Origin of the sequence: Thermomonospora cellulosilytica (assembly GCF_014138835.1) — a bacterium.
GTDB lineage: Bacteria > Actinomycetota > Actinomycetes > Streptosporangiales > Streptosporangiaceae > Thermomonospora > Thermomonospora amylolytica.
Window position 1 is genome coordinate 5692478 of sequence record NZ_JACJII010000001.1, and the last position, 26343, is coordinate 5718820.

Sequence of the window (26343 nt, forward strand, 5' to 3'; positions counted from 1 at the left end):
GATGATCATTGCGATCAGCCCCCGATGATGATGATCATGATGTAGACCACGAAGAAGAGCACCATGAAACTCAGGTCCAGTGCAAAGTTACCCAGCCGCACCGGCGGTATGAAGCGCCCCAGCAGTTTCAGCGGCGGATCGGTGACGGTGTAGGTGATCTCGGCGATCACCAGCACCCACCCTCGGGGCTGCCACGATCGGGCGAACACCTGCACCCAACCGAGGACCATCCTCCCGATCAGGAACAGGAGGAAGATCCACAGCACCGTGGTCAACACGGACGCGACGATGTTCACGGACACTCTCACATGTGGGCGTCAGCTTTGGTTGAAGAATCCTCGTTCTGCCATCCGGGCCTTGTCCTCGGCCGTCACCTCGACGTTGGCCGGGGTCAGCAGGAACACCTTGTTGGTAACACGATCGATGCTCCCGTGCAGGCCGAATATCAGACCCGCCGCGAAGTCGACCAGTCGTTTGGCGTCGCTGTCCGACATCTCGGTCAGGTTCATGATCACCGGGGTGCCCTCGCGGAAGTGCTCCCCGATGATCCGGGCCTCGTTGTAGGTCCTCGGATGCAGAGTAGTGATGCGCGCGAGATCTGACGAACCCGACTCGTAGAGCGCCACGGAGCGTCGCCCGTCCGCCGACGGCACGTGATGATCGCGATCGCGGTCCGTGGTCTCCTCGGCTCGGGTAAGCTGACCGCCGGAATCCTCGGGCCGACGCCGCCCGGCCGGCTCGACCGCCTCGTCGTCGTAGACGTCGTACTCGTCGTAGTCGTCGTACTTGTCGTCGTAGCGGTCGTCCTCAACCAGGCCGAGGTAGACCGCCATCTTGCGCATCGCGCTGGCCATACGCCCCTCCGTCGTCCTGTTGGTGCCGCGCCTGGCGGACGCCGCTGCTCCGGCAGTGACCGTCGGTGGCCCCTCCCCGGGCAGGTGCCACTGTGGGGACATTACCTGACGATTGCGCCTCGGCCGCCGAGCAACGCCGTACCGATCCGCACGTGTGTCGCGCCACACGCGACGGCCTGCTCCAGATCCCCGCTCATACCGGCCGAGATCACCGTCGCGGAGGGGTGCGCGGCGCGCAGCCGCTCGGCCACGCCGGCCAGGCGGGCGAACGCCGGGGCGGGGTCGGCGCCCAGCGGGGCGACCGCCATGACGCCGCCGAGTTCCAGGCCGTCGGACGCGGCGATCAGGTCGGCCAGTTCCGGCACCTCGGAGGGGGCGGCGCCGCCCCGGCCCGGGCGTTCGTCCAGCGAGACCTGCACCAGGCAGCGCAGCGTCCGGCCGGCCCGCACCGCCGCCGACGACAGCGCCGTCACCAGCCTGGCCCGGTCCACCGAGTGCACCACGTCGGCGTACCCGGCCACCGAACGCGCCTTGTTGGTCTGCAGCTGACCGACGAAATGCCAGGTCAGCGGCAGGTCGGCGCATTCGGCGGCCTTGGCCGCGGCCTCCTGGTCGCGGTTCTCGCCGACGTCGGCGACGCCCAGTCCGGCCAGCAGCCGGACGTCGGAGGCGGGGAACGTCTTGGTGACCGCGACCAGCGTGACCTCCGCCGGATCCCGGCCGGCCGCGGCACAGGCGGCGGCGATCCGTTCCCGCACCGTCCGCAGGTTGGCCGCCAGTTCGTCGCGGCGGGCGCGCACGGAGCCTGCGAGGCCCATCCCGGCCGGCCTCCTACTTCAGGAAGTCGGGGACGTCGAGGTCGTCGTCCTCGTCGAAGACGACCGGGCGGCGGCGCGGGCCGGACGACGGGCCGCCGTCGCCGTCCCCCGCGGGCACCCGCGGCGGGTTCTGGTCGGCGGCCGGACGCGGACGGGGCGGCGTCACGGCGCCGGGCTCGCGCTCGGCGGCACCGGACTCGCGTTCCGGCTTGGCCGGTCCGGCGGACGACGGGGCGTTGCCGGAGGCGGTGGGGGTGTTCTTGGCCGGGGCGGGGTCGCCGGAGCGTTCCCCGGAGGCCGGGTCGTCGTCTCCGGAGTCGGACCGCTCCTGCCGCGCGGGGGCGGGCGCCGGGGCGGGCTGCGCCGGGGCGGGGGCCGCGGCGGCCTGGGCCACCGACTGCTGCGGGGCGGCCGGAGCGGAGTCCGAACGCCCGACCCGGGTCGGGATCGGGTTCTGCGGCGGGGTGTTCGGGCGGGTCGCCGACGCCGGAATCCTGCGGGCCGTCTCCGGCTCCGGCGCCGGCTTAGTAGGGCGTCCCTCGTCGAACCCCGCGGCGATCACGGTCACCCGGACCTCGTCGCCGAGGGCGTCGTCGATGACCGCGCCGAAGATGATGTTGGCGTCCGGGGCGGCGGCGTTGGACACCAGCTGGGCCGCCTCGTTGATCTCGAACAGGCCCAGGTCCGAGCCGCCGGAGATGGACAGCAGCACCCCGTGCGCGCCGTCGATGCTGGCCTCCAGCAGCGGGCTGGAGATGGCCATCTCGGCGGCGGCCACGCTGCGGTCGTCGCCGCGCGCCGAGCCGATGCCCATCAGCGCCGAGCCGGCCCCGCTCATCACCGACTTGACGTCGGCGAAGTCCAGGTTGATCAGGCCCGGGGTGGTGATCAGGTCGGTGATGCCCTGCACACCGGACAGCAGCACCTGGTCGGCGGCCTTGAACGCGTCCAGCACGCTGACCTGGCGGTCGGAGATCGACAGCAGCCGGTCGTTGGGGATGACGATCAGGGTGTCGACCTCGTCGCGCAGGGTCTCGATGCCGGCCTCGGCCTGCATCGCCCGGCGCTTGCCCTCGAAGCTGAACGGCCGGGTGACCACGCCGATGGTCAGCGCGCCCAGCGACCGGGCGATGTTGGCCACCACCGGGGCGCCGCCGGTGCCGGTGCCGCCGCCCTCGCCGGCGGTCACGAAGACCATGTCGGCGCCCTTGAGGACCTCCTCGATCTCCTCGCGGTGGTCCTCGGCCGCCTTGCGGCCGACGTCGGGGTTGGCGCCGGCGCCCAGTCCGCGGGTGAGCTCGCGGCCGACGTCGAGCTTGACATCGGCATCGCTCATCAGCAGCGCCTGGGCGTCGGTGTTGATCGCGATGAACTCGACGCCCTTGAGGCCCTCCTCGATCATCCGGTTGACGGCGTTGACGCCGCCGCCGCCGATCCCGACGACCTTGATGACCGCGAGGTAATTCTGCGGTGCTGCCACGACGAGGGGCCTTTCCGCTCGTTGAGTCCGGCCGGCCGACACGCCTGCGGCCGAAGCCGCGCGCCGGCCCGCGCGATGGTACTGACCTGGTCTTGTTGAACTGTGGCTGGGGTGCCCGAGGCCGTCCGTCAACCCTCACCCTCAAGTTGAGGGTTAGACTTATGTCAACCTGAAGGCTGATACGGACAGTAGGGGCGGGTCACCGCCAGGGTCAACTAACCGCCCCTCGAGTGCACCGGCGTGTCGCACTGGACCGGGCCCGGCCGGATTGCCCCGGCCGGTACGGCTCGTCCGGCTGCGCTCCAGGTCGATCACCCGGTCCCCTCCCCTCCACGGCACGGCGCACCCGCCCGGCGCGCATGCGATCCTCCAAGACTGCCCCATACCGCGCCACCCATTCCCGCCGACTCGCGCGGCGCACCCGATCCCGGATGTGATCCTTTGCGTACCGGGGCCCGGTGCGTTCACCTGGTGGTCACCACCTCGGGCGAGCTGACGTCGATGGTGCGCGCCGACCGTCCCGCCGGGGTCCGGCGCAGCGCCTCCACCAGACGGCTCTTCTCCTCGGCCCGGCCGGGCGGCCCCCACACCACGGTGAGCGGCCCGGCGCCGTCGGCGGCGGCCAGCCGCAGCGTCACCGACTCGGGGCTGGGGGCGTCCACCGCGGTCAGCCGGCGGGCCAGCCGCTCGGGCAGCTCCTGCACCACCCGCAGCGCCGCGTCGGTGGCCGGATCGCCGGGCCGCGGGGCCGCGACGTTCAGCACCGGCAGCGCCGCGGGCCGTTGCGCCGACTCGGTGACGGTCACCCCGAACCGGTCGATCTGCCAGAACCGCCCGGCCCGTTCGACCGCCACCAGCGGCACCCGCTCGCGCACCTCGATCCGCACCGTGCCCGGCCACACCCGCCGCACCGTCGCCGACTCCACCTCGCGAATGCGCTGCACCCGGGCGCGGACCTCGTCGGTGTCCAGCCGGGCCAGCGGCAGGCCCAGCCGGACCCCGGCCGCGGCCACCAGCCGGTCGTGCCGCACCAGCTCCGTCCCGGACACCTCGACCTGCCGGACCACCAGCAGCCGGGAGCCCAGCAGCACCCAGGTCGCGGCGGCCAGCAGGGCCAGCACCAGCAGGGTCACCCCGATGGGCCGCCACCGCGGCCGGCGGCCGTCCTGGGCCGCCGGGGCCGCGGCGCGTCCTCGCCTCGCCTGAGTCTGTGCCATAGATCTCGATGATGACCCGAACCGGCCGTGCTGTCGGGGACCCACGCCGTGATCAGCCGAGCCGCTCCAGGATCAGCGGACCCAGCTTGGTCACGTCGCCGGCGCCGAGGGTGAGCACCAGGTCGCCCGGACGGGCCAGCCCGGCCACCACCTCCGGCACGTCGGCGGTGTCGGGCACGTACTCGACCCGCGTGCCGTCCGGAACGGCGTCGGCGATCAGCCGGCCGCTCACCCCGGGTTCGGGGTCCTCGCGCGCCCCGTACACGTCCAGCACCACCGCCACGTCGGCCAGGCCCAGCGCCCGGCCGAACTCGGCGGCGAAGAACCGGGTCCGGCTGTACAGATGCGGCTGGAACACCGCGACGATGCGTCCCTCCCCGGGCAGCTGCCCGAGGTACTCGCGGGTGGCCTGCAGGTCGGCGGTCAGCTCGGTCGGGTGGTGGGCGTAGCTGTCGAACACCTGCACCCCGGCGGCCTCGCCCTTGCGCTCCAGCCGGCGCATCGACCCGGCGAACGAGGCCAGCCCCTCCCGCACCACCGTGAAGTCGTGGCCCAGCAGCCGAGCGACGGCGACCACCGCGGTGGCGTTGTGGGCGTAGTGCCGGCCCGGCACCTCCAGGGTCACCTCGCCCAGCCCCTCGATCTCGAACCGCGAGCCGAGCCCGCGCGGGGTGAAGGCGGTGATGCGCAGGTCGGCGTCGGCGGCCTCGCCGTAGGAGACCACGGTCAGCCCCCGCTCGCGGGCGGCGCCGGCCAGTTCGCGGGCCACCGGGTCGTCGGCGGAGGCCACCAGCGCACCGTCCGGCGCCACCCGCCGCACGAACCGGTGGAAGTTCTCCTTGACCTGCTCGAACGCCCCGTAGTTGTCGAGGTGGTCGGCCTCCACGTTGGTGACCACCGCGATCTGCGGGGTGTAGCGCAGGAACGACCCGTCGCTCTCGTCGGCCTCGGCCACGAACACGTCGCCGGTGCCGTCGTCGGCGCCGAGGCCGGTGGTGACCAGCTGCCCGCCGATGCAGTAGGCCGGGTCGGCTCCGGCGTGCTGCAGCACCACGGTGAGCATCGAGGTGGTGGTGGTCTTGCCGTGGGTCCCGGCGACCGCCACCGCCCGCCGCCCGGCCATCAGCGCCGCCAGCGCCTCGGAACGGTGCAGCACCCGCAGGCCGCGTTCGCGCGCCGCCCGCAGCTCGGGATTGGTCTCGCGGATGGCGGTGGACACCACCACCGTGTCGGCGTCGCCGAGGTGCTCGGCGGAGTGCCCGACGAACACCCGCGCCCCCAGCCCGGCCAGCTGCGCCAGCATGGCCGAGTCCTGGGCGTCGCTGCCGGACACGGTGATCCCGCGGCGCAGCATGATCCGGGCGATCCCGGACATGCCCGCCCCGCCGATCGCGATGAAGTGGACGTGCCGCATCGCCTCGCCGGCGGCGCCGGGCCGGGCGGCGCCGCTCATCGGGCCCGTGCTCCCCGCACGACCTCGCGGACCAGCCCGGCCAGCGCCATGTCGGCGTCCCGGCGGCCCATCTGCGCGGCGGCCTCCGACATCTGCGCCACCCGGGCCGGGTCGCCCAGCACCGGCAGCAGGTTGCCCCGGATCCACTCCGGGCTCAGCTCGGCGTCGTCGACCAGCAGCCCGCCGCCGGCGGCCACGATCGGCTCGGCGTTCAGCCGCTGCTCGCCGTTGCCGTGCGGCAGCGGCACGTACGCCGCCGGCAGGCCCACCGCGGCCAGCTCGGCGCAGGTCATCGCGCCGGCCCGGCACATGGCCATGTCGGCGGCGGCGTACGCCAGGTCCATCCGGTCGCAGTAGGGCAGGGTGACGTACTGCGGGCCGCCGCGGGCCGGCTCGGGCTCCTCGGTGTTCTTGGGCCCGACGATGTGCAGCACCTGGATGCCGGCGGCGCGGAACGCCGGGGCGCAGGCCACCGCGGCCCGGTTGAGCGAGCGGGCGCCCTGCGAGCCGCCGAAGATCAGCAGCGTCGGCAGGTCCGGCAGCAGCCCGAAGTAGGAGCGGGCCTTGTCGCCCATCGCCAGCCGGTCCAGGGTGGCGATCTCCCGGCGCAGCGGGATCCCGACGAACCGGGCGTGCGGCAGCGGCGTGTCGTGGTGCGAGACGGCGACGTGCTCGGTGAACCGCGCGCCGAGCCGGTTGGCCAGGCCCGGCCGGGGGTTGGCCTCGTGCACGACGATCGGGATGCGGCGCTTGCGGGCGGCCAGGTAGCCGGGGGTGGCGACATAGCCGCCGAACCCGACCAGCACGTCGGCCTGCACCCGGTCCAGCACGGCGGCGGCCGCGTTGATCGCCCCGCGCAGCCGCCCGGGGACGGTCAGCAGCCGGGGGGTCAGCGTGCGCGGCAGCGGCACGGGCGGGATCAGGGCCAGCTCGTAGCCCCGCTGCGGGACCAGCCGGGTCTCCAGACCCCGTTCGGTGCCCAGGCAGGTGATCTGGACACTCGGATCCTCGCGGCGCAGCGCGTCGGCGAGGGCGAGCGCCGGCTCGATGTGTCCAGCGGTCCCGCCGCCGGCCAGGACAACCCTCATGCTCGAGTACGCCTCCTCAGCGTGGTGGTGAAAACGGACTTCATCGCCGTGCCAGACCAAGCCAGCTTAGAGCCCGCCGGACCGGTCCGGGGCCGCGTGCGGCCAGCGCCTGCCGCGCCCCCGGCTCGCGTTGCGCGAACGCCAGCAGCATGCCCAGCGCGGCCAGGGTGGGGATCAGCGCCGATCCCCCGTAGGACACCAGCGGCAGCGGGATGCCCGTGATGGGCAGCACCCCGATCACCGCCCCGATGTTGACGATCGCCTGGACCGACAGCCATCCGGTGGCCGCCGCCGCGGCCAGCCGCATGAACGGGTCCCTGACCCGCCGGGCGATCCGCAGGCCGGCGTAGGCCAGCAGGCCGAACAGGCCCAGCACGACGAGCGTACCGACCAGGCCCAGCTGCTCTCCGATGATCGCGAAGATGAAGTCGGTCTCGGCGTGCGGCAGGAACCCCCACTGGGCCCGGCCCTCCCCCAGCCCGGTGCCGAACCAGCCGCCGGAGGCGATCGCCAGCAGCCCCTGGGTGCCCTGGTAGCGCACCCCCAGCGGGTCGCCGGAGGAGTCCAGGAAGCCGATCAGCCGCTGCATCCGGTACGGCTCGACCACGATCAGGATGGCCACCAGCAGCCCGATCAGCCCGGTCATCCCGACGAACAGCCGCCCGGGCGCGCCCACCACCCACAGCAGGGTCAGGAAGATCGTCAGCAGCACCAGGGTGGTGCCCAGGTCGTGGCCGATCATCACCAGCATCACCACCACCCCGAAGCCGGGCAGCAGCGGGATCAGCAGCGCCCGCCAGTCGGTGAGCTGGCCGAGCCGTTCGCGGCGGGCCATCAGGTCCGCGCCCCACAGCGCCAGGCTCAGCTTGGCCGGCTCGGACGGCTGGATCTGGAACGGCCCCAGGTCGATCCAGCGGGTGGCCCCTCCCACGGTCGAGCCCAGCCCCGGGATCAGCACGATCACCAGCCCGATGACCGACAGCAGCAGCAGCGGGTAGGCCAGCGCCCGGAACGTCCGCGGCGGCAGCCTGGCCGCCAGCCACATCACCGGCAGCCCCAGCGCCATCCACATGGCCTGCTTCTGGAACAGGGTGTAGGCCGACCCGGTCTCCTGGAGCTGCTTGACGTTGGAGGACGCCAGCACCATCGTCAGCCCCAGCGCCAGCAGCAGCATCGAGCAGCCGAGCACCAGGTAGTAGGAGGTCAGCGGGCGGTCCAGCATCCCCACCAGGGCGACGAACTGCGCCCGCAGGCCCGGCCGGCCGCCGTCCCGCGCGGACAGGGAGGTCATCGGCGCCTACCCGGCCGCCCGTCCGGCCAGCCGGTGGACCGCCGCGGCGAACGCGTCGCCGCGCGCGCCGTACCCGGCGAACATGTCGAACGAGGCGCCGGCCGGGGCGAGCAGCACGGTGTCGCCGGGCCGGGCGAGTCGGGAGGCTTGGGTCACCACGGTGTCCATCGCCCCAGTCTCGGTCTCCGCGACGTCCACCACCGGGACATCCGGGGCGTGTCGCGCCAGCGCTTCGGCGATCTTGCCGCGGTCGGCGCCCAGCAGCACCGCCCCCCGCAGCCGGCCCGCGCACGAGCGGACCAGGTCGTCGACCTCGGCGCCCTTGAGCAGCCCGCCGGCGATCCACACCACCTTCTCGTAGGCGGCCAGCGACGCCTGCGCCGCGTGCGGGTTGGTGGCCTTGGAGTCGTCGACGTAGTCCACGCCGTCCACGGTGGCCACGTGCGCGATGCGGTGCGGGTCGGGCGTGAACGCGCGCAGCCCCTCCCGGACCGCCTCCGGCGGGACGCCGTAGGCGCGGGCCAGGGCGGCGGCGGCCAGCGCGTTGGCCACGTTGTGCGGCGCGAACGGCCGTACGTCCGACAGGGACGCCAGCTCGGCGGCCTCGCGGACCGGGTCGGCGGTGAACGCCCGGTCCACCAGCAGGTCCTCCACCACGCCGACCTCGCCGGGCGCGGGGATCGCCAGGGTGAACGCGGCGCGCCGCGACGCGCCCTCGGCCAGCCGCAGCGTGACCGGGTCGGCGGCGTTGGCCACGGCGAACGTCCCGGGCCCGAAGATCCTCCCCTTGTCGGCGGCGTACGCCTCCAGGGAGCCGTGCCAGTCGATGTGGTCGGGCGCCACGTTGAGCACGGCGGCGGCCAGCGGGTCCAGGCTGGAGGACCAGTGCAGCTGGAAGCTGGACAGCTCCACCGCCAGCACGTCGTAGGACGGGTCGGCCGCCGCCTCCACGATCGGGGTGCCGACGTTGCCGACCGCGAGGGTGCGGTGCCCGGCGGCCCGCAGGATGGACGCCAGCATCCGCACCGCGGTGGTCTTGCCGTTCGTCCCGGTCAGCGCCAGCCACGGGGCCGCGCCCTCGGCCGGGCGCAGCCGCCAGGCCAGCTCGACCTCGCCGTAGATCTCCACCCCGGCCGCGGCGGCCGCCCCGGGCAGCGGGGCGTCGGGCCGCCAGCCGGGCGAGACCACCACCAGGTCGGTGCCCGGCGGCAGCGTGTCGCCGTCGCCCAGCCGCACCTCGACGCCGTGTTCGCGCAGCGGCTCGGCCTGCGCGCGGGCGTCGGCGTCGTCGCGGGCGTCCACCAGGGTGACCCGTGCGCCCCGGTCGGCCAGCGCCCGGGCCGCCGCCCGGCCCGACACTCCCAGGCCGGCCACGCAGACCGGCCGGTCCCGCCAGTTGTCCGCGTTCACCCCTTGGGCATCCATTCCAGGTAGAACAGGCCGATCCCCAGCGCCACGAACAGCGCCGACATCAGCCAGAATCGCACGACGATGGTGGTCTCGGCCCATCCGGACAGCTCGAAGTGGTGCTGCAGCGGGGCCATCTTGAACACCCGTTTGCCGGTGCCGGTGAACTTCTGGGTCACCCGGAACACCCCGACCTGGATCATCACCGACAGGGTGATCATCACGATCAGGCCGCACAGGATCGCCAGCAGGAACTGGGTGCGGGTGAGGATGGCCAGGCCCACCAGCACGCCGCCGAGCGCCAGCGAGCCGGTGTCGCCCATGAAGACCTTGGCCGGCGGGGCGTTCCACCACAGGAACCCGAACACGCCGCCCAGCACCGCGGCGGCCACCACCGCCAGGTCCAGCGGGTCGCGGACGCTGTAGCAGTTGGGCGCCAGGCCGCTGCCGAAGCAGCTGTTGCGCAGCTGCCAGTTGCCGATGATCACGTAGGCGGCCAGCACCATCGCGGCGGGCCCGGCGGCCAGGCCGTCCAGCCCGTCGGTCAGGTTGACGCCGTTGGAGACCGCGGCGATCAGGAACAGCGCCCACAGCACGAACAGGTACGGCCCGATGGAGGGGCCGAAGTCGCGCAGGAACGACAGGTGGTCGGTGGCCGGGGTGACGTCGTAGCCGTTGGGGAAGTTCAGCGAGCCGACCGCGAAGACCACGCCGACCAGCACGATCCCGATCATCTTGGCGCCGCTGCGCAGGCCCAGGCTGCGCTGCTTGAACACCTTGATGTAGTCGTCCACGAAGCCGACCAGGCCCAGCCCGGTCATCAGCAGCAGCACCAGGGCGCCGGACACGGTCGGGGTGGTCTGCGTCACCATGTGCGCCACCGCGTAGCCGACCAGCGACCCGACGATGAACACCGCGCCGCCCATGGTGGGGGTGCCGCGCTTGCCGTGGTGCGCCTGCGGGCCCTCCTCGCGGATCATCTGGCCGTAGCCGAGCCGGCGCACTATGCGGATCCACACCGGGGTCCCCACCATGCCGATGAACAGCGACACCGCGGCCGCCAGCATGATGTTCAGCACGGGGCGGCACCCCCGTCGGCGCCGTCCCCGGAGGCGGGCGCCAGCAGCCCGGCGGCGACCCGTTCCATCCCGGCGACGCGAGAGCCCTTCACCAGCACGACGTCCCGCGGCCGCAGCCGCTCGCGGAGCGCGGTCACCGCCGCGCCGACGTCATCCACCTGTACGCACTCTCCCGTCCATGACCCCACCTGACCGGCCCCGTCGATCATCGGGGCCGCCGCAGCGCCCACCGCGACCAGGCCGGCGAATCCGCTGCGCGCGACATGCTGCCCGATCTTCTCGTGTTCCGCCACAGAACGTCCGCCCAGTTCCGCCATTTCCCCCAGCGCGGCGAACGCCCGGCCTCCGGCGGAACGCGCCATGTGCGCCACCGTGTCCACCGCCGCCCGCACCGACTCGGGATTGGCGTTGTAGGCGTCGTTGACCACCACCACGCCCTCGGGGGTGCGCCCGACCTCCATCCGCCACCGGCTGACCGGCCGGGCCTGCGTCAGCGCCTCGGCGACGGCCTGCGGCGTCATCCCGGCCCGCAGCGCCACCGCCGCGGCGGCCAGCGCGTTGCCGACCGCGTGGGCGCCGTGCAGGGCCAGCGTGACCGGCACCGAGCCCTGCGGGGCGACCAGCGTGAAGCGGGGGCGGCCCTGCTCGTCCAGGGTCTCGTCGGCGGCCCGCACGTCGGCGTCGGCGCCGCGGCCGAACGTGACCACCTCGGCCTTGGTGCGCGAGGCCATCGCGCGCACCAGCGGGTCGTCGGCGTTGAGCACCGCGGTGCCGTCCTCCGGCAGCGCCTCCACCAGCTCGCCCTTGGCCTGGGCGATGGCCTCCCGGCCGCCGAACTCGCCGATGTGCGCGCTGCCGACGTTCAGCACCACCCCGATGCGCGGCGGGGAGATCTCGCACAGGTAGGCGATGTGCCCGATGCCCCGCGCGCCCATCTCCAGCACCAGGTGGCGGGTGCCGGCGTCGGCGCGCAGCACGGTCAGCGGGTGGCCGATCTCGTTGTTGAACGACCCCTTGGCCGCCACCGTGGGGCCGTGCCGGTCGAGGATCTGGGCGATCAGGTCCTTGGTGGAGGTCTTGCCGGCCGAGCCGGTGACCCCGACGACCACGGCCTCGGGCAGCCGGGCCAGCACCCCGCGGGCCAGCCGGCCCAGCGCCGCCACCGTGTCGTCCACCACCACGGCGGGCAGCGCCCGGTCGTCGAGGGGGCGCTGGGCCAGCACCCCGGCGGCCCCGGCGGCCACCGCGGCGGCGGCGAAGTCGTGGCCGTCGGCGCGTTCGCCGCGCAACGCCACGAACAGCGCCCCGGGGGTGACGGCCCGCGAGTCGATGACGACCGGGCCGGCGACCACCGCGCCGTCCCCGCCCGGCGCCGCCGTGCCCTGTGTGATCTGCGCGATCTCCGACAGCGCGAGTGGGATCACCGCCGGCCCACGTCCTTTCCGTTCCCGCCGGCCAGCAGCCGGCGCAGCTCGGCGCGCACCACCTCGCGGTCGTCGAACGGCAGCACCCGGCCGGCCACGTACTGTCCCTGCTCGTGCCCCTTGCCGGCGACGATCACCACGTCGCCCGGCCGCGCCCGGTCCAGCGCCAGCGCGATCGCCGCGGCCCGGTCCGGTTCGACCACCAGGTGCGCGCGTTCGCTCTGCGGCACCTTGAGCACGCCCTCGACCATAGCGGCGAGGATCGCCAGCGGATCCTCGGACCGGGGATTGTCGTCGGTGAAAATCGCCAGGTCGGCCAGCCGGGCGGCGGCCTCGCCCATCAGCGGGCGCTTGCCGCGGTCCCGGTCGCCGCCGCAGCCGAGCACCACGATCAGCCGCCCGGAGGTCACCTGCCGCAGCGAGGTCAGCACCGCCTCCACCGCGCCGGGCTTGTGCGAGTAGTCCACCAGGGCGGTGAAGTCCTGGCCCTCGTCGACCGGCTCCAGCCGGCCCGGCACGCCGGTCAGCATGCCGACGCCGCGCACCGCCACCGGCAGCCCGATCCCGGCCTCCACCAGCGCCACGATCGCCGCCAGCGCGTTGGCCACGTTGAACGGCCCGGTCAGCCGGATCGCCGCGTCGGCCTCGACGCCGCCCGGCCCGACCACCCGGAACACGCTGCCGTCGGTGCCCAGCCGCACGTCCTCGGCCCGCCAGTCGGCCGAGGGGTCCCCGGCGGCCGAGACCGTGGTCAGCGGTATCCGGGCGATCCGCGTCAGCTCCCGGCCGTAGCGGTCGTCGACGTTGACCACGCCGACCCGGCTGTACTCGGGGGTGAACAGCCTGGCCTTGGCGGCGAAGTAGTCCTCCATCGTGGGGTGGAAGTCCAGATGGTCCTGCGACAGGTTGGTGAAGATCGCCACATCGTAGAAGGCGCCGCCGACCCGGCCCTGGGCCAGGGCGTGGCTGGAGACCTCCATCGCCCCGGCGCCCACCCCGCGCTCCCGCATCAGGGCGAAGATCCCGTGCAGGTCGGTGGCCTCGGGGGTGGTCAGCGTGCTGGGCAGCCGGGTGTCGCCGATCCGCATCTCCACGGTGCCGATCACCGCGGTCTCCACCCCGGCGGCCCGCAGCCCGGCCTCCAGCAGGTAGACCGTGGTGGTCTTGCCGCTGGTGCCGGTCACCCCGATCAGCGTCAGGTCCCGGGCGGGGTCCCCGTACACCCAGGAGGCGGCCTGGCCGAGCCGGGCGCGGGGATCCTCGACGACCAGCACCGGCAGCCCGGTCCGTTCGGCGGCGGCCCGGCCGGCCGGGTCGGTGAGGATCGCCACGGCACCGGCCGCGGCGGCCTGGGCGGCGAAGTCGGCGCCGTGCGCACGGGCGCCGGGCAGCGCGGCGTACAGGTCGCCGGGCAGCACCTGCCGGGAGTCGTGGGTGATGCCCGTCACCTGCGTGCGGGCCAGGCCGGGGCCGTCCGCGGGGACGGACAGCAGCTCGGCCAGCCCGGACAGCGGGCGGGCGGGATTGGTGGTCGGGCGCATCACGGTTCTTTCGCGGCGGTCAGGAGCCGTGACATGACTGCTCGCGTCACGGCGGGGAAGCGTACCCGCCCACCGTAGCGAGCATGGTCAGTCGCGGGCGTAGATATCGATCTTCGGCGGCCGTCCACCGGTGGGCGGGATCTTGCGGGTCTTCAGGGCGAAGGCCATCACGTCCCGGAAGACCGGCGCGGCCACGTCGCCACCATAATGGCTTCCCCTGGTCGGCTTCTGCAGCACCACCTGTACCACCAGTCGCGGATCGTCGGCCGGGGCGAACCCGGCGAACGAGGCGGTGTAGCCGCCGCCCTCGTAACAGCCGCAGGCCGGGTTGACGATCTCGGCGGTGCCGGTCTTGCCCGCCACCCGGTAGCCGGGGATGCGCGCCTTGGGGGCGGTGCCCTCCACGGTGGTGGCGCCCTCCAGCATGCGGATGATCTGCTCGGCGGTGGCCTGGCTGATCACCCGCCGCTGGGCGGGCGCGGGCGCGGCGGTGAACCGGCCGCCCGGCTCCACGGTGCCGGCGATCAGCTGCGGGCTGACCCGCACGCCGCCGTTGGCGATGGTGGCGTACACGCTGGCCATCTGCAGCGCGTTCACCGACACGGTCTGGCCGAACGAGATCGGGTAGCGGTCGGTGCCCGACCACCTGCTCGGCGGGGTGAGCACCCCGGCGGTCTCCCCCGGCAGCCCCACCCGGGTCGGCTCGCCGAACCCGAAGGCGCGCAGGTAGTCGTACAGGGTCTGGGCGGAGATGGTCTCGCTGGCCAGGATGGTGCCGACGTTGCTGGAGGTGGCCAGCACCCCGGAGAACGTGAGCCGCTGCGTGGGGTGCCGGTGCGAGTCGTGGAACGTGCGGTCGTGCCGCCGGACGGAGTACGGCACCCGGAACACGGTGCCGGGGGTCACGCCGCCCTTCTCCAGCACCGCGGCGGCGGTGATGACCTTGTTGGTGCTGCCCGGTTCGTAGGCCTCCTGGACGATCGGGTTGCTCCAGTCGTCGGCCCGGCCGTAGTCGTTGGGGTCGTAGCCGGGGGCGGTGGCCAGCGCCAGGATCTGCCCGGTGCGCGGATCCATCACGATCACGCTGCCGCTGCGCGCGCCGGTGGCCCGCACCTGCTCCTCGATCGCCTGCTGCGCCTTGGCCTGCACGTCGCGCAGCAGCGTCAGCCGCAGGCCCCGGCCGGGGACCGGCTCGCGCTTGCTGTCCTCGCCCATCGGGATGACCTGGCCGCTGACGCTGGTCTCCACCCGCTGCCAGCCGTCCACCCCGGCCAGCTGCCGGTCGTAGGCCGACTCCAGGCCGGCGCCGCCCCTGCCCTCCCGGTTGACGAAGCCGATCACGCTCGCCGCCAGGTCGTCGTTGGGGTAGATCCGGCGGTACTCCGGCAGCGTGTCGACGCCGGGCAGGTCCAGCGCCTCCACCATCCGGCCCTGGTCGGGGCTGACACCGCGGGCCAGGTAGACGAACCGGCTGCCCGAGGTGCTGATCTTCGCCAGCACCTTGGCGGGGTCCATCGACAGCAGCGGCGCCAGCGCGGCGACCACCCGCTGCCGCTGGGCGGGCTCGATGAGGGCCGGGTCGGCGTAGACGGCGCGCGCCTCGACGGTCTTGGCCAGCGGGTGGCCGTCGGCGTCGGTGATGTCGCCGCGCACCGCGGGCAACTCCAGCTCGTGCAGCCGCTGCTTGACGGCGCGGGCGGTGTAGACGTCGGCCTCGATGGTCTGCAGCTGCACCAGCCGCCCGGCGAACAGCGACAGCACGAACGCGATGACCAGCAGGCCGGCGTTGAGCCGCTTGAGCGGGTCGCTGCGGCGGAACGCCGGACGGCGCGGCCCGCGGGGAGGCCGGCCGCCGCCCCGCCGCGCGGACCGCCCGCCGGAGAAGGCACGGGCGGTCCGGGGGGGTTCGGCGGGCCGGGCCGCCGGGGCCGGCCGCCGGGCGGTCTCGCCGCGGCCGGCGTCGCCGGCCCGCGTGTCGGGACGCGCGTCGTCCCGGGCGGCCCGGTCGCCCGGGCCGGGGCGGTCGGCGCCGCCCGCCGGGCGCGCCGGGCGGCGGACGGGCGTCCGCGCCGCGCCGGGGCCCCGGTCGGCCGGGGTGCGTCTGCGGCGGGGCGGCCGCCCGCCGGTGTCCCGTCCCGCTCGTGCCGTCATGCCCGCCCTTCCCGCGTCACGGCCGCGGCGCCGCCGGGGCCGCGGGGGCCGCGCCGCCGGGGAGCGCGCCGTCGCCCGGGATCACCATGCCGGGCACGCCGAGCGCGGCCGCGGCCCCGGCGGCCGCCGCCGCGGCGTGCGGCACCGGGCGCACCGGGGCGCCGCCGCCACCGACCCGGCGTCCCTGGGAGTCGATGAAGCCGACCTGGTCGGGCTGCGTCATGCCGAGGTTCTCGGCCTTCTCCCCGAGCCGCTGCGGGGACTCCTCGCGGGCGATCTCGCTCTCCATCGCCTGCCGCTGCTGCTCCAGCAGCTTGACGTTGCGCTGCAGCCGGGTCAGCTCGAACGCGTCCTGGGCCAGCACGGTGTTCAGCAGCAGCAGGCTGACCAGCGCGCCGGCCAGCAGGGAGACGACCAGCGCCACGAACGGGGTGCGCGGCGGGGCGGCCGGGCGGCGGACCGGGCGCGGTCGCCGCGCCGCCGGGGCCGCGCGCCGGGCGGACCGGGTCCTGACGGCCGGCTCGTCCGGGGCCGGTTCGGGCGCCGTGGCACGTTCCGCCCGCCGTGCCCGCTGCGGCGCCGGGCGCTCCGCGGCGGACCCGGAACGGGCCGCCCGCCCGGACGGGCGCGACCGGGGGCCGGTGGTCGTGGTCATGCGTCGCCTCCTGGGCCTCCTGGGCCGGTGACCGGCCCGCGGATCCGCTCGGCCGCCCGCAGGCGGACCGAGGCGGCGCGCGGGTTGGCCGCGGTCTCCTCGTCGGTGGGCAGCTCGGCGCCCCGGGTGAGCAGCCGGAACCGCGGCTGCCGGTCCGGCAGCGGCACCGGCAGGCCGGGCGGGGTGGTGTCGGTGCTGGCGGCGGCCAGCACCCGCTTGGTGATCCGGTCCTCCAGGGAGTGGTACGACAGCACGGCGACCCGGCCGCCGACCGGCAGCGCGTCCAGGGCGGCCGGCAGCGCCCGTTCCCAGATCGCCAGCTCGCCGTTGACCTCGATGCGCAGCGCCTGGAAGGTGCGCTTGGCGGGGTTGCCGCCGGTGCGGCGGGTCGCCGCGGGGATGGCCGCGCGCACCAGGTCGGCCAGCCGACGGGTGGAGCGCAGCGGCTCGCGGGCGCGCTCGCGGGCGATCGCGGCGGCGATCCGGCGGGCGTAGCGCTCCTCGCCGTACTCGCGCAGGATCCGCGCCAGCTCGTCGGGGGGATAGTCGTTGACCACGTCGGCGGCGGTCAGGCCCTGGGTGGGGTCCATCCGCATGTCCAGCGGGGCGTCGTAGGAGTAGGCGAAGCCGCGTTCGGCCTCGTCGAGCTGGGGGGAGGACACGCCCAGGTCGAACAGGATGGCGTCGGCGTGCGGCAGGTCCAGGTCGGCCAGCACGCGGGGAAGCTCGTCGTAGACGGCGTGCACCAGGTGGACGCGGTCGGCGAAGCGCCGCAGCCGCCGGGCGGAGCGCTCCAGGGCGGAGGGGTCGCGGTCCAGGCCGACCAGCCGGAGCCGGGGGTGCGCCGCCAGCATCGCCTCGGCGTGCCCGCCGAGGCCCAGGGTGGCGTCGACGTAGACGGGGTCGCGCCCGGGCGTGCGCCGGGCGGCGTTCTCGACGGCGGGGGTGAGCAGTGACACGACGCGGTCGAGCAGCACCGGAATGTGAGCGGCCTGTGGCGCGGTCGCGCTGTCGCTGATCGGATTCACCCCCCTCGTGCAGCCGCGCCGGCCGCGGCGCCGTACGGCGCCGGCGACCCCGCGCGGTCGTGGCGTTCGCCGGTCCGCCCTCTGCCTGCCCGCCACGGCGTCGCGCATTCCGTGGCGCGGGACCGTGCCGGTCCCCGCAGGTGCCCCCGAGAGCCGGCCACCTCGTCCGGCCAGGTCCCCATCCGCTGCCTCACTTCGAGGAAGTCCCGCGCGTCACCGCGGGAGAGTCGTCACCTGACACCGGGGAAGCTGCGTCAGCTGACCGGAGAAGCGGGTGGAGACCTGGCCGAACGTCGGCCGTACCGGTCGTCGGACCGGCGCGTGGATGCTCAAAGGACCCCGGGCATCACCTCCTGGGAAAGCTCGGCGAAGGCAGGCTCCTCGGCCTCCAGGTAGCTCTCCCACGCCTGGGCGTCCCAGATCTCCAGGCGGGTGTTGGCGCCGATGACGGCGCAGTCGCGCTTGAGGCCGGCGTAGGTGCGCAGGGCCGGCGGTATGGTGATGCGCCCCTGCTTGTCGGGCGTCTCGTCGGAGGCGCTGGCGAAGAAGACCCGGCTGTAGGCGCGCAGCCCCCGGTCGGTGACCGGGGCGGTGCGCAGGGCCTCGGTGATCCGCTGGAACTCCGCCATCGGGAAGACGTAGAGGCAGCGCTCCTGGCCCTTCGTGATCACCAATCCCCCCGACAGCTCCTCGCGGTACTTCGCCGGCAGGAACAGCCGTCCCTTGTCGTCGAGGCGCGGAGTGTGGGTGCCGAGAAACAACCGGCCCACCTCCCCGCGCCGCGCAGGGCGCGACCGGCCCCCACGGCGCCCCACTCTACTCCACTCTTCCCCACCGTCAACTGTCAAAACCCCTGTCCTGTTCTTTCTCACGCGACAAATCCCCAGGTCAGAATGGGTGGGGTGAAGTGGGGGGCGGAACGCCCCGCCCCGGGCCCCGGGGCCGCGCGCGGGCGGCCCGCGAGCCCCGCCGGCGGGCGGGACGGCGCGTTCCGGAAAGGGCGTGGGGCGAAGTGGGGAATTCGGTGTCACGATGGGACCGAACAAAAGGAACAACTCGCCGAGGCTGTGGCGATCCCCGCGGGACGGCAGAATGGTCCCGCCGTCGCCGCGGCCGAACATCGCGGCGGAACGAGCGGACGACGTAGTGTCGTTAGGGCAGGTTGGACATGCACACCGCCTCGCGGCGGGCCGCGGTGGGGGCCGGGCGCCCCTCCGGGCCCCGCACGGGGGCGGGCGTTGCCGAGGAGGGTTCGTGGCAGTAGGGACGCACGGCGAGTCGTATGCGAACCCCCACCCCCCGGTTCCCCCGCACGGAGCGTCCCGGAACGGCGCGCCCGGCCTGGAGGGCCTGGCGCAGGTCGCCGCCAAGATCCGCGACGCGGTGGAGTCGGTCATCGAGGGCAAGCCGACGGCGGTCCGCCTGGCGCTGACGGTGCTGCTGGCCGAGGGGCACCTGCTGATCGAGGACGTCCCCGGGGTCGGCAAGACCATGCTGGCCAAGGCGTTGGCGCGGTCCATCCGGTGCTCGGTGCGCCGTGTGCAGTTCACCCCCGACCTGCTGCCCAGCGACATCACCGGGGTCAGCGCCTACAACCAGGAGCTGCGCGAGTTCGAGTTCAAGCCGGGGCCGGTGTTCGCCAACATCCTGGTCGGCGACGAGGTCAACCGGGCCTCCCCCAAGACCCAGTCCGCCCTGCTGGAGTGCATGGAGGAGCGCCAGGTCACGGTGGACGGCACCACCTACCGGCTGGAGTCGCCGTTCATGGTGATCGCCACCCAGAACCCGGTGGAGATGGAGGGGACCTATCCGCTGCCCGAGGCGCAGCGCGACCGGTTCACCGCACGGATCTCGATGGGCTATCCGGACCCGGCCGCCGAGCTGGAGATGCTCGACGTGCACGGCCAGTCCTCGCCGCTGGACCGGCTCACCCCGGTCGCCGACGCGGCCGACGTGCGGGCGCTGGTGGAGGTGGTGCGCCGGGTGCACGTGGCGCCGAGCGTGCGGCAGTACGCCATCGACCTGATCACCGCCACCCGCCGCCATCCGGACCTGCGGCTGGGGGCCTCCCCCCGGGCGACGCTGCAGCTGGTGCGGGCCGCCCGCGCCTACGCCGCGCTCGACGACCGCGACTACGTGCTGCCCGACGACCTGCAGGCGCTGGCGGTGCCGGTGCTGGCGCACCGCCTGCTGCCGACCGCCGAGGCCCAGCTGGAACGGCGGCTGCCCGAACAGGTGGTGGCCGACCTGGTGAACCGGCTGCCGGTGCCGGCGCCGCGCCGCTGAGCCGCCGCCCCGGCCGCCGCGCCGGGGCCGCCGACCGGAGAATCGCATCGTGAACAGAACGCTGGGCGGTCTCACCACCCGCGGACGGTCGTTCGTCGCCGCCGGGGTGACCGCCATCGTGTGCGCGTTCGTGCTGGGCGAACGGGACCTGCTGCGCGCCGGGATGCTGGTGCTGGCGCTGCCGCTGCTGTCGGCGGTGGTGGTCGCGCGCACCCGGTACCGGCTGGCCTGCGCGCGCCGGCTGGACCCGCCGCGGCTGCCGGTCGGCCAGGAGGCCCGGGTGGAGCTGCGGCTGGAGAACGTGTCCTGGCTGCCCAGCGGACTGCTGATGGTCGAGGACCGGGTGCCGTACGCCCTGGGCGGGCGGGCCCGCTTCGTGATCGACCAGATCGAGTCGCACGAGGCCCGCGAGCTGGGCTACCGGGTCCGCGCGGACGTGCGCGGCCGGTACCGGGTGGGGCCGCTGACGGTGCGGCTGACCGACCCGTTCGGGCTGGTGGAGCTGGTCCGCTCGTTCAGCATGACGGACCGGCTGACGGTCACCCCGCGGATCGTGGCGCTGCCGGCCGGGCGGCTGACCGGCGGGTGGACCGGCGGCGGGGACAGCCTGGCCCGCACGGTGGCCAGCGCCGGGGAGGACGACGTGGCGCCGCGGGAGTACCGGCACGGCGACGACCTGCGGCGGGTGCACTGGCGGTCCACCGCCCGGCGCGGCGAGCTGATGGTGCGCCGCGAGGAGCAGCACTGGCAGAGCAGCGGCACGCTGTTCCTGGACACCCGGCGCCGGGTGCACGCCGGGGACGGCCCGGCCTCGGGGTTCGAGCAGGCGGTGTCGGTCGCCGCGTCGGTGGGGGTGCACCTGACCGGGGCGGGCATGGGGCTGCGGCTGGTCACCGACGCCGGGGCCGCGCTGCCGGCGTCGGCGTCGTTCCACAACGCGCTGCTGGACCATCTGGCGGTGGCGCGGCCCTCCTCGGCGAGGTCGCTGACGCCCGGCCTGGCCGAGCTGGGCGCGGGCCGGGAGTCGGAGGGGCTGGTCGTGGCGGTGCTCGGGGCGCTGGACCCGCAGGAGGCGCGGACGCTGGCGGCCGTCCGGCGCGGGACCGCGACCTATGTGGCGATCCTGGTGGACCCCCTGGGCGGTGCGGAGACGCGGCGGACGGCCGGGCTGCTGCGGACGGCCGGCTGGCGGGTCGTGACGGTCCGCTCGGCCGCCGAGCTGGCCGCGGCGTGGACGGCGGCGGACCAGGCGGCCGAGGAGTCGGTCCGGGGCGCGCGGGGCGGAGGCCGATGATGCACATCCGACTGACGGTCGTCGCCGCGCTGGCGACGCTGCTCGCCTCGCTGGGGCTGTACCCGCTGTTCGAGGGCGCCGGCTGGGCGTGGTCGGGGCTGGGCGCGATCATCGCGGTCGCGGCGGGCGGCGTGCTGGCCCGGCGGCTGCGGCTGCCGGCGGCGGCCGCCGCGCCGGTCACGCTGGCCGCGCTGCTGGTGTACCTGACGGTGCGGTACGCCCCCGGGCAGGCCCTGCTGGCGGTGGTGCCGACCCCGGGGTCGGTGACGCGGCTGGCCCAGCTGGTGTCCGACGGATGGGCGGCGGCCAACCGGTACGCGGCGCCGGTGCCGCGCGGCGCCGGGATCGAGCTGCTGGCGACGCTGGGCGTCGGGACGGTGGCAGTGCTGGTGGACCTGCTGGCGGTGCGGCTGCGGCGCGCCGCCCCGGCGGGGCTGCCGCTGCTGGCGCTGTACAGCGTCCCGGCCGCGATCCGCGAGGAGAGCCTGAACTGGGTGGCGTTCGCGCTGGGCGCGGCCGGATTCCTGGCCCTGCTGCTGGCCGACTCGCGGGAGCAGGTGGGCGCCTGGGGACGTCCGGTGCACGGCCGGTACGGCGGCGGGGAGGGCCGGCGGGAACGGCCGGACGCGCGCTCGCTGGTGGTCACCGGGCGGCGGCTGGGGCTGGCGGCGGTGGCGATCGCGGTGACCGTGCCCACGGTGGTGCCGGGGGTGCATCCGCGCGGGCCGTTCGACCTGGGCGGGGGCGGCGAGGACGGCGGCTCGCAGACGGTGACCACCCCGGACCCGCTGGTCAGCCTGAAGCGGGAGCTGACCCGGCTGGGCGACCAGGTGGTGCTGACCTACCAGACCGACGACCCGTCCCCGGACTACCTGCGGCTGTACGCGCTGGACCGGTTCGACGGGGACCGCTGGACCTACAGCCCGCTGCGCAGCACCCCGGACGACCGGGTGGCCGGCCGCAACCTGCCCGCGCCGCCCGGGCTGCTGACCGCCCGCACCCATGCGGTCACCACCCGGATCTCGGTGGCCGAGAACGTGCGGAACATGACGTTCCTGCCCGCTCCGTACGCCCCGTCGCGGGTGTCGATCAGGGGCGACTGGCGGGTGGACCGCGAGTCGCTGATGCTCTACTCGCTGCGCGACGACGCCGGGGGCCGCTCCTACAACGTCACCAGCGTGCGCGCCGAGCCCACCGCCGGCCAGCTCGCCGGGGCCGGGCCGGCCGCCGCCGACGTGCTGCGGCGGCATCTGCGGCTGCCGGGCGGCATCCCGCAGCCGGTCCGCGAGCTGGCCGACGAGGTGACCGAGGGCGCCAGGTCGCAGTACGAGCAGGCGATGATGCTGCAGCGGTGGTTCACCGCCGAGGGCGGGTTCGTCTACGACCTGGGCGCCGCCGCCCCGCGCGGGACCTCCGACCTGGTCGACTTCCTGATGATCAGCAAGCGGGGCTACTGCGAGCAGTTCGCCGCCTCGATGGCGATGATGGCCCGGATCCTGGGCATCCCGGCCCGGGTCGCCATGGGCTACACCCGCGGGTCGCTGGGGCCGGACGGCCGGTGGGTGGTGCGGTCCCGCGACGCGCACGCCTGGCCGGAGCTGTACTTCGAGGGGGCGGGCTGGGTGCGGTTCGAGCCGACCCCGGCCGGCGGCGCCGGGCAGAGCACCGCGACCGTTCCCGCGCACGCGCAGCCGGAGCCGGAGGACGACGGGCAGACGGCGAACGGCGGGCAGAGCTCGGCGGCCCCGTCCCCGACCGGCGGGGCGGCGCAGCCGTCGGCGCAGCCGGAGGCCCGGGACCGTACCGACACCGGCGACACGGCGCAGGCCGGGGAGATCGACGCGGCGGAGGACGACGGTCCTCCCGTGGGCTGGCTGTCGGCGGGGATGCTGGTGCTGCTGCTCCTGGCGACCCCCATGGCGGCCCGGCTGGTGGCCCGGCGGCGTCGCTGGGCGCAGGCCCTGACCCCCGTCGCGGCCGGCGGCCCGCCCCCCGCGCGCGGGACCGGCGGCCGTCTCGCGCCGCCGGTCGCGGCGGGCGACGCGGCCGGGCTGGCCCACGCCGCCTGGCAGGAGCTGCGCGACGACGCGATCGACCACGGCGTGGACTGGCGTCCCGGCGACAGCCCGCGCGCCGCCGCCCGCCGCATCACCGAGTCCCTCGGGCTGGCGGGCCCGGCGGTGGACGCGCTGCGGCGCCTGGCCACCGCGGAGGAACGCGCCCGCTACGCCCCCGTTCCCGCGCCGCCCGACACGCTGCGGGAGGACCTGCGCATCGTCCATGAGGCGTTCGGCGCCGCGGTGGACCGCCGGACCCGCTGGCGCGCCCGGCTGGCCCCGCCGTCCACGCTGCGCTCCCTGCGCGAGAGCGGCCGGCGGGCCGTCGGCACCGTGGACGGCCTCAGCGTCACCCGGCTGCGCGACCTGGCCCGCCGCAGGCTCCGCCGCGGCTGATCCGCCGCCGGCCCCGGGAGGGGATTCCGTTCACGAGCGGGTCCGGGCGCTCCGGGACATGAGGACGCGGGGGCATGGTCCGGGGCCTGCGAGGCGATGTGCGGGCATGCCGGAGGAACCCGTGGCGGGTCCGGTGCGATGGTGGGCGGGGCGATCCGGGCCGGGGGGCAGGGGGTGTCCGGTCAGGGGGCCGGACGGGAGGTCACTGTCCCTCGGTACGGCGGCGCCAGCGCTCCTCCATGCGCTCCATGAAGCTCCCACGGGACGGGCGGCGGCCGCCGGACTGCCGGGACCGGGGCCGGGGGCCCGGGTCGGGCTCGGAGCCGATGCCCGCCATCCGCTTCCAGCTGGTCAGTCCCCACACGCAGGCGACGACCATGATCAGGAAGCCGGTCACGCCGACCACGATCGTCGCGGTGCCGGCGTTGATGACCAGCCCGGTCATCAACACGACCACGCCCAGCACGAAACCGAGGACCGCCTTGACGATCCGGCGCTTGTAATGCACCTGAGGATCCTTGGCACGGACGGCGTGCGCGAATTTCGGATCCTCGGCGTACAACGCCCGCTCGATCTGGTCGAGCAGACGCTGCTCGTGCTCAGAGAGCGGCACGGCGCCTCCCAACGACAGCCCCGCATCGGGGGTTCCGATGACGGACGGAGAACTCAACGGTGATATGCCCACAATACGAGGCCCCACGAGTGTTCGAAAGGAAACGTCCATCCCGAGGTAGTCCCCCGGCAGTCCCGTCCTCCCCGGGACTCCCGGTGATCTCACTGGTCACGGTGGTCCTCGGGGTCGTCCCGGGGGTCCACCAGCGACGCCGGGCGGACCGCTCCGCGGCCGAACCGGCGGGACACCCGGTCCATCGCGCGCTCGGCCTCCCGCCAGCCGCTCTCCGGCTCGTCCAGGGCCAGCTGGCGGACGGCGGCGCCCCCGGCGACCAGGTTCTCCACCCGCACGCCGACCAGCCGGAGCGGTACCCGGTCCAGGCCCGCCGCCTCGTACAGCCGGCATGCGGTGATATAGATCACACGGGACATGTCGGTGGGTTCGGGCAGGGTCCGGGCGCGGGTGATCGTGCGGAACCCGGCGGTGCGCAGCTTGACGCTGATCGTCCGGCCGGCGTGGCCGCCCGCCCGCAGCCGCGCGCCGACCTTCTCCGACAGCCGCAGCAGCTCCCGCCGGATCAGCTCCGGGTCGGCGATGTCGTGGTCGAAGGTCTCCTCGGCGCCGATGCTCTTGTCCGGGGTGACCGGGGTCACCGGGCGGGGGTCGCGGCCCCACGCCAGCTCGTGCAGGTGGGCGCCGAGCGCGTCGCCCAGCTCGCGGCGCAGCGTGTCGGGCGGCACGCGGGCCAGGTCGCCGACGGTCTTCAGGCCCAGCCGCAGCAGGTGCTCCTCGGTGCGCTCCCCCACGCCCCACAGCGCCGCCACCGGCAGCGGGTGCAGGAACTCGGTGACCCGGCCGGCGGGCACCACCATCAGCCCGTCCGGCTTGCAGTGGGTCGAGGCCAGCTTGGCGACGAACTTGGTGCTCGCGATCCCGACCGAGCAGGTGATGCCCTGCCGTTCGCGGACCCGCTCGCGGATCAGCCGACCGATCTCGGCGGGGCGGCCCAGCAGCCGGCGCGCCCCGGAGACGTCCAGGAACGCCTCGTCCAGGGCCAGCGGCTCGACCAGCGGGGTGACGGACCGGAAGATCTCCATCACCTCGGCCGAGACCCGGGCGTACCGGTCGTGGCGGGGCGGCAGCACCACCGCCTGCGGGCACAGCCGCCGGGCCCGGGTCATCGGCATCGCCGAATGCACCCCGAACGCGCGGGCCTCGTAGGAGGCCGAGGCGACCACCCCGCGGCCGCCGGTGCCGCCCACGATCACCGGGCGGCCCCGCAGCTCCGGGCGTTCCAGCAGCTCGACGCTGACGAAGAACGCGTCCATGTCGACGTGCAGGATGCCGCACCCGGTGTCGTCGGCGGGCGGTCCGGGCGGCGGACCGGGGCGGCGCAGCTGCTGCTTCCTGCTCACCCGCCCGAGGGTAGCCAGCTCACCTGCGGGCGAGCACGTGCAGCTGGGTGGCCAGGTCGCGCAGCACCGGGTGCACGGCGGCGGCGGTCTCCAGCTCGATCAGCGCCTGGACCGCCTCCGGGTCGTCCAGCACCCCGCCGGACACCAGGTCGGCGAAGATCCGCACCCCGTGCAGCTCGGCCACCCGCAGGCCCGCCCCGGTGACCAGGTCGGTCAGCATCCGGCGGGTGAAGCGCAGCGGAACGGGGTCGCGCTCGCCCCACCGGCCCGCCGGGTCGCCCAGCGCCCGGCGCGCCTCGTCGAAGTGGCCGGCCAGGGCGCGGTGCACGGCGGCGGCCACCTGCCCGGCGGCCAGCACGCTCACCGCGCCGCCCGGGCGCACCGTCCCGGCCAGCGCGGCCATCGCGGCGGCCGGGTCCTCGGTGTACTCCAGCACGCTGTGGCACAGCACCAGGTCGGCCTTGCCGGCGCCGACCAGGTCGAGCAGGTCCCCGGCGTCGCCCTGCACCGAGTCGACGGTGACGCCGGCCTCGGCGGCGCGGCGTTCCAGGGCGGCCAGCGCGTCGGGGCTGGCGTCCACCACCGTCACCCGGTGGCCCAGCCCGGCCAGCGGCACGGCGAACCCGCCGGTGCCGCCCCCGGCGTCGATCACCTCCAGGCACCGGCCGCCGGAACCGGACAGCTCCTCCACCGTACGGCGCAGCACGTCCCACACCACGGCGGTGCGTACCCGCCCGGTCCCCCGAGTGCCCATGATCGCGCCTCCGGCGCCGCGGCTCGCATCGGTCATCGAGAC

Annotated in this window: 22 protein-coding genes; 3 read left to right on the forward strand and 19 right to left on the reverse strand. The window is 75.0% G+C overall.

Going from position 1 to position 26343, the window contains the following annotated elements; all coding sequences use genetic code 11:
* Positions 1-14: 14 nt before the first annotated feature.
* The 16 genes from HNR21_RS26835 to mraZ all read right to left on the reverse strand — a co-directional run bounded on the left by HNR21_RS26835 (position 15) and on the right by mraZ (position 18247).
* Positions 15-296: a YggT family protein gene (locus HNR21_RS26835; protein ID WP_119731999.1), complete on the reverse strand. Its 282-nt coding sequence runs from the start codon at positions 294-296 to the stop codon at positions 15-17.
* Positions 297-317: 21 nt separating this feature from the next.
* Positions 318-854: a cell division protein SepF gene (locus tag HNR21_RS26840; protein ID WP_119729823.1), complete on the reverse strand. Its 537-nt coding sequence runs from the start codon at positions 852-854 to the stop codon at positions 318-320.
* 101 nt (positions 855-955) lie between these two features.
* The gene (locus HNR21_RS26845; protein ID WP_182707389.1) at positions 956-1672 is read right to left on the reverse strand and encodes a YggS family pyridoxal phosphate-dependent enzyme; all 717 of its coding nucleotides are present in this window, start codon (positions 1670-1672) and stop codon (positions 956-958) included.
* A gap of 13 nt (positions 1673-1685) precedes the next feature.
* Complete coding sequence (ftsZ, locus tag HNR21_RS26850; RefSeq protein WP_182707390.1) at positions 1686-3152, reverse strand: cell division protein FtsZ; 1467 nt, start codon at positions 3150-3152, stop codon at positions 1686-1688.
* Positions 3153-3616: 464 nt separating this feature from the next.
* Positions 3617-4369: a cell division protein FtsQ/DivIB gene (locus tag HNR21_RS26855; protein WP_182707391.1), complete on the reverse strand. Its 753-nt coding sequence runs from the start codon at positions 4367-4369 to the stop codon at positions 3617-3619.
* A 52-nt stretch (positions 4370-4421) separates the two neighbouring features.
* Positions 4422-5822, reverse strand: coding sequence for a UDP-N-acetylmuramate--L-alanine ligase (gene murC, locus HNR21_RS26860; RefSeq protein ID WP_119729819.1), 1401 nt, complete (start codon positions 5820-5822; stop codon positions 4422-4424).
* Positions 5819-6910, reverse strand: coding sequence for an undecaprenyldiphospho-muramoylpentapeptide beta-N-acetylglucosaminyltransferase (gene murG / locus HNR21_RS26865; RefSeq protein WP_182707392.1), 1092 nt, complete (start codon positions 6908-6910; stop codon positions 5819-5821). The genes murC and murG overlap by 4 nt, the downstream gene beginning before the upstream one ends.
* Positions 6911-6950: 40 nt before the next feature.
* A complete protein-coding gene (gene ftsW, locus HNR21_RS26870; protein ID WP_119729817.1) occupies positions 6951-8201 on the reverse strand; it encodes a putative lipid II flippase FtsW in 1251 nt (416 codons plus the stop codon).
* A gap of 6 nt (positions 8202-8207) precedes the next feature.
* Positions 8208-9626 (reverse strand): UDP-N-acetylmuramoyl-L-alanine--D-glutamate ligase, encoded by a 1419-nt coding sequence (gene murD, locus HNR21_RS26875; protein ID WP_182707393.1) that lies wholly within the window; start codon positions 9624-9626, stop codon positions 8208-8210.
* Positions 9608-10687, reverse strand: a complete 1080-nt coding sequence (gene mraY / locus HNR21_RS26880; protein ID WP_119729815.1) for a phospho-N-acetylmuramoyl-pentapeptide-transferase — start codon at positions 10685-10687, stop codon at positions 9608-9610. The genes murD and mraY overlap by 19 nt, the downstream gene beginning before the upstream one ends.
* The gene (locus HNR21_RS26885; protein WP_182707394.1) at positions 10681-12111 is read right to left on the reverse strand and encodes a UDP-N-acetylmuramoyl-tripeptide--D-alanyl-D-alanine ligase; all 1431 of its coding nucleotides are present in this window, start codon (positions 12109-12111) and stop codon (positions 10681-10683) included. Before HNR21_RS26885 ends, mraY begins: the two co-directional genes overlap by 7 nt.
* Positions 12108-13652 carry a UDP-N-acetylmuramoyl-L-alanyl-D-glutamate--2,6-diaminopimelate ligase gene (locus HNR21_RS26890; RefSeq protein ID WP_182707395.1) on the reverse strand — a complete coding sequence of 515 codons (1545 nt, stop codon included), beginning with the start codon at positions 13650-13652 and terminating at the stop codon, positions 12108-12110. The genes HNR21_RS26885 and HNR21_RS26890 overlap by 4 nt, the downstream gene beginning before the upstream one ends.
* Before the next feature lie 87 nt (positions 13653-13739).
* Positions 13740-15803 carry a peptidoglycan D,D-transpeptidase FtsI family protein gene (locus HNR21_RS26895; protein ID WP_182707396.1) on the reverse strand — a complete coding sequence of 688 codons (2064 nt, stop codon included), beginning with the start codon at positions 15801-15803 and terminating at the stop codon, positions 13740-13742.
* 16 nt (positions 15804-15819) lie between these two features.
* Positions 15820-16458 (reverse strand): cell division protein FtsL, encoded by a 639-nt coding sequence (gene ftsL, locus HNR21_RS26900; RefSeq protein ID WP_182707397.1) that lies wholly within the window; start codon positions 16456-16458, stop codon positions 15820-15822.
* On the reverse strand, positions 16455-17477 hold the full coding sequence (rsmH, locus tag HNR21_RS26905; RefSeq protein WP_376766632.1) for a 16S rRNA (cytosine(1402)-N(4))-methyltransferase RsmH: 1023 nt from the start codon (positions 17475-17477) through the stop codon (positions 16455-16457). The genes ftsL and rsmH overlap by 4 nt, the downstream gene beginning before the upstream one ends.
* A gap of 338 nt (positions 17478-17815) precedes the next feature.
* Complete coding sequence (gene mraZ / locus HNR21_RS26910; RefSeq protein ID WP_119729810.1) at positions 17816-18247, reverse strand: division/cell wall cluster transcriptional repressor MraZ; 432 nt, start codon at positions 18245-18247, stop codon at positions 17816-17818.
* 493 nt (positions 18248-18740) lie between these two features.
* Here mraZ and HNR21_RS26915 point away from each other — a divergent pair, with 493 nt between their 5' ends.
* The 3 genes from HNR21_RS26915 to HNR21_RS26925 are packed head-to-tail and all read left to right on the forward strand — an operon-like array spanning position 18741 to position 23519.
* Positions 18741-19772, forward strand: coding sequence for an AAA family ATPase (locus tag HNR21_RS26915; RefSeq protein WP_182707399.1), 1032 nt, complete (start codon positions 18741-18743; stop codon positions 19770-19772).
* A gap of 49 nt (positions 19773-19821) precedes the next feature.
* Positions 19822-21066 carry a DUF58 domain-containing protein gene (locus tag HNR21_RS26920; protein ID WP_119729808.1) on the forward strand — a complete coding sequence of 415 codons (1245 nt, stop codon included), beginning with the start codon at positions 19822-19824 and terminating at the stop codon, positions 21064-21066.
* The gene (locus HNR21_RS26925) at positions 21066-23519 is read left to right on the forward strand and encodes a transglutaminase TgpA family protein (protein ID WP_182707400.1); all 2454 of its coding nucleotides are present in this window, start codon (positions 21066-21068) and stop codon (positions 23517-23519) included. The genes HNR21_RS26920 and HNR21_RS26925 overlap by 1 nt, the downstream gene beginning before the upstream one ends.
* Positions 23520-23721: 202 nt before the next feature.
* Here the strand turns inward: HNR21_RS26925 and HNR21_RS26930 are convergent, their stop codons facing one another.
* The 3 genes from HNR21_RS26930 to HNR21_RS26940 all read right to left on the reverse strand — a co-directional run bounded on the left by HNR21_RS26930 (position 23722) and on the right by HNR21_RS26940 (position 26337).
* Positions 23722-24132, reverse strand: coding sequence for an SCO2097 family morphological protein (locus HNR21_RS26930; protein WP_182707401.1), 411 nt, complete (start codon positions 24130-24132; stop codon positions 23722-23724).
* 161 nt (positions 24133-24293) lie between these two features.
* Positions 24294-25547 (reverse strand): DNA polymerase IV, encoded by a 1254-nt coding sequence (locus HNR21_RS26935; protein ID WP_182707402.1) that lies wholly within the window; start codon positions 25545-25547, stop codon positions 24294-24296.
* 19 nt (positions 25548-25566) lie between these two features.
* On the reverse strand, positions 25567-26337 hold the full coding sequence (locus HNR21_RS26940) for a methyltransferase domain-containing protein (RefSeq protein ID WP_182707403.1): 771 nt from the start codon (positions 26335-26337) through the stop codon (positions 25567-25569).
* Between the last annotated feature and the right edge of the window lie 6 nt (positions 26338-26343).

What these genes read in the sequence shown, in the direction of transcription:
- HNR21_RS26840 (WP_119729823.1), bottom strand. Translation starts at nt 854, where the DNA reads ATGGCCAGCGCGATGCGCAAGATGGCGGTCTACCTCGGCCTGGTTGAG.
- HNR21_RS26845 (WP_182707389.1), bottom strand. Translation starts at nt 1,672, where the DNA reads ATGGGCCTCGCAGGCTCCGTGCGCGCCCGCCGCGACGAACTGGCGGCC.
- HNR21_RS26855 (WP_182707391.1), bottom strand. Translation starts at nt 4,369, where the DNA reads ATGGCACAGACTCAGGCGAGGCGAGGACGCGCCGCGGCCCCGGCGGCC.
- murC (WP_119729819.1), bottom strand. Translation starts at nt 5,822, where the DNA reads ATGAGCGGCGCCGCCCGGCCCGGCGCCGCCGGCGAGGCGATGCGGCAC.
- murG (WP_182707392.1), bottom strand. Translation starts at nt 6,910, where the DNA reads ATGAGGGTTGTCCTGGCCGGCGGCGGGACCGCTGGACACATCGAGCCG.
- ftsW (WP_119729817.1), bottom strand. Translation starts at nt 8,201, where the DNA reads ATGACCTCCCTGTCCGCGCGGGACGGCGGCCGGCCGGGCCTGCGGGCG.
- murD (WP_182707393.1), bottom strand. Translation starts at nt 9,626, where the DNA reads ATGGATGCCCAAGGGGTGAACGCGGACAACTGGCGGGACCGGCCGGTC.
- HNR21_RS26890 (WP_182707395.1), bottom strand. Translation starts at nt 13,652, where the DNA reads ATGCGCCCGACCACCAATCCCGCCCGCCCGCTGTCCGGGCTGGCCGAG.
- HNR21_RS26895 (WP_182707396.1), bottom strand. Translation starts at nt 15,803, where the DNA reads ATGACGGCACGAGCGGGACGGGACACCGGCGGGCGGCCGCCCCGCCGC.
- ftsL (WP_182707397.1), bottom strand. Translation starts at nt 16,458, where the DNA reads ATGACCACGACCACCGGCCCCCGGTCGCGCCCGTCCGGGCGGGCGGCC.
- HNR21_RS26925 (WP_182707400.1), top strand. Translation starts at nt 21,066, where the DNA reads ATGCACATCCGACTGACGGTCGTCGCCGCGCTGGCGACGCTGCTCGCC.
- HNR21_RS26940 (WP_182707403.1), bottom strand. Translation starts at nt 26,337, where the DNA reads ATGACCGATGCGAGCCGCGGCGCCGGAGGCGCGATCATGGGCACTCGG.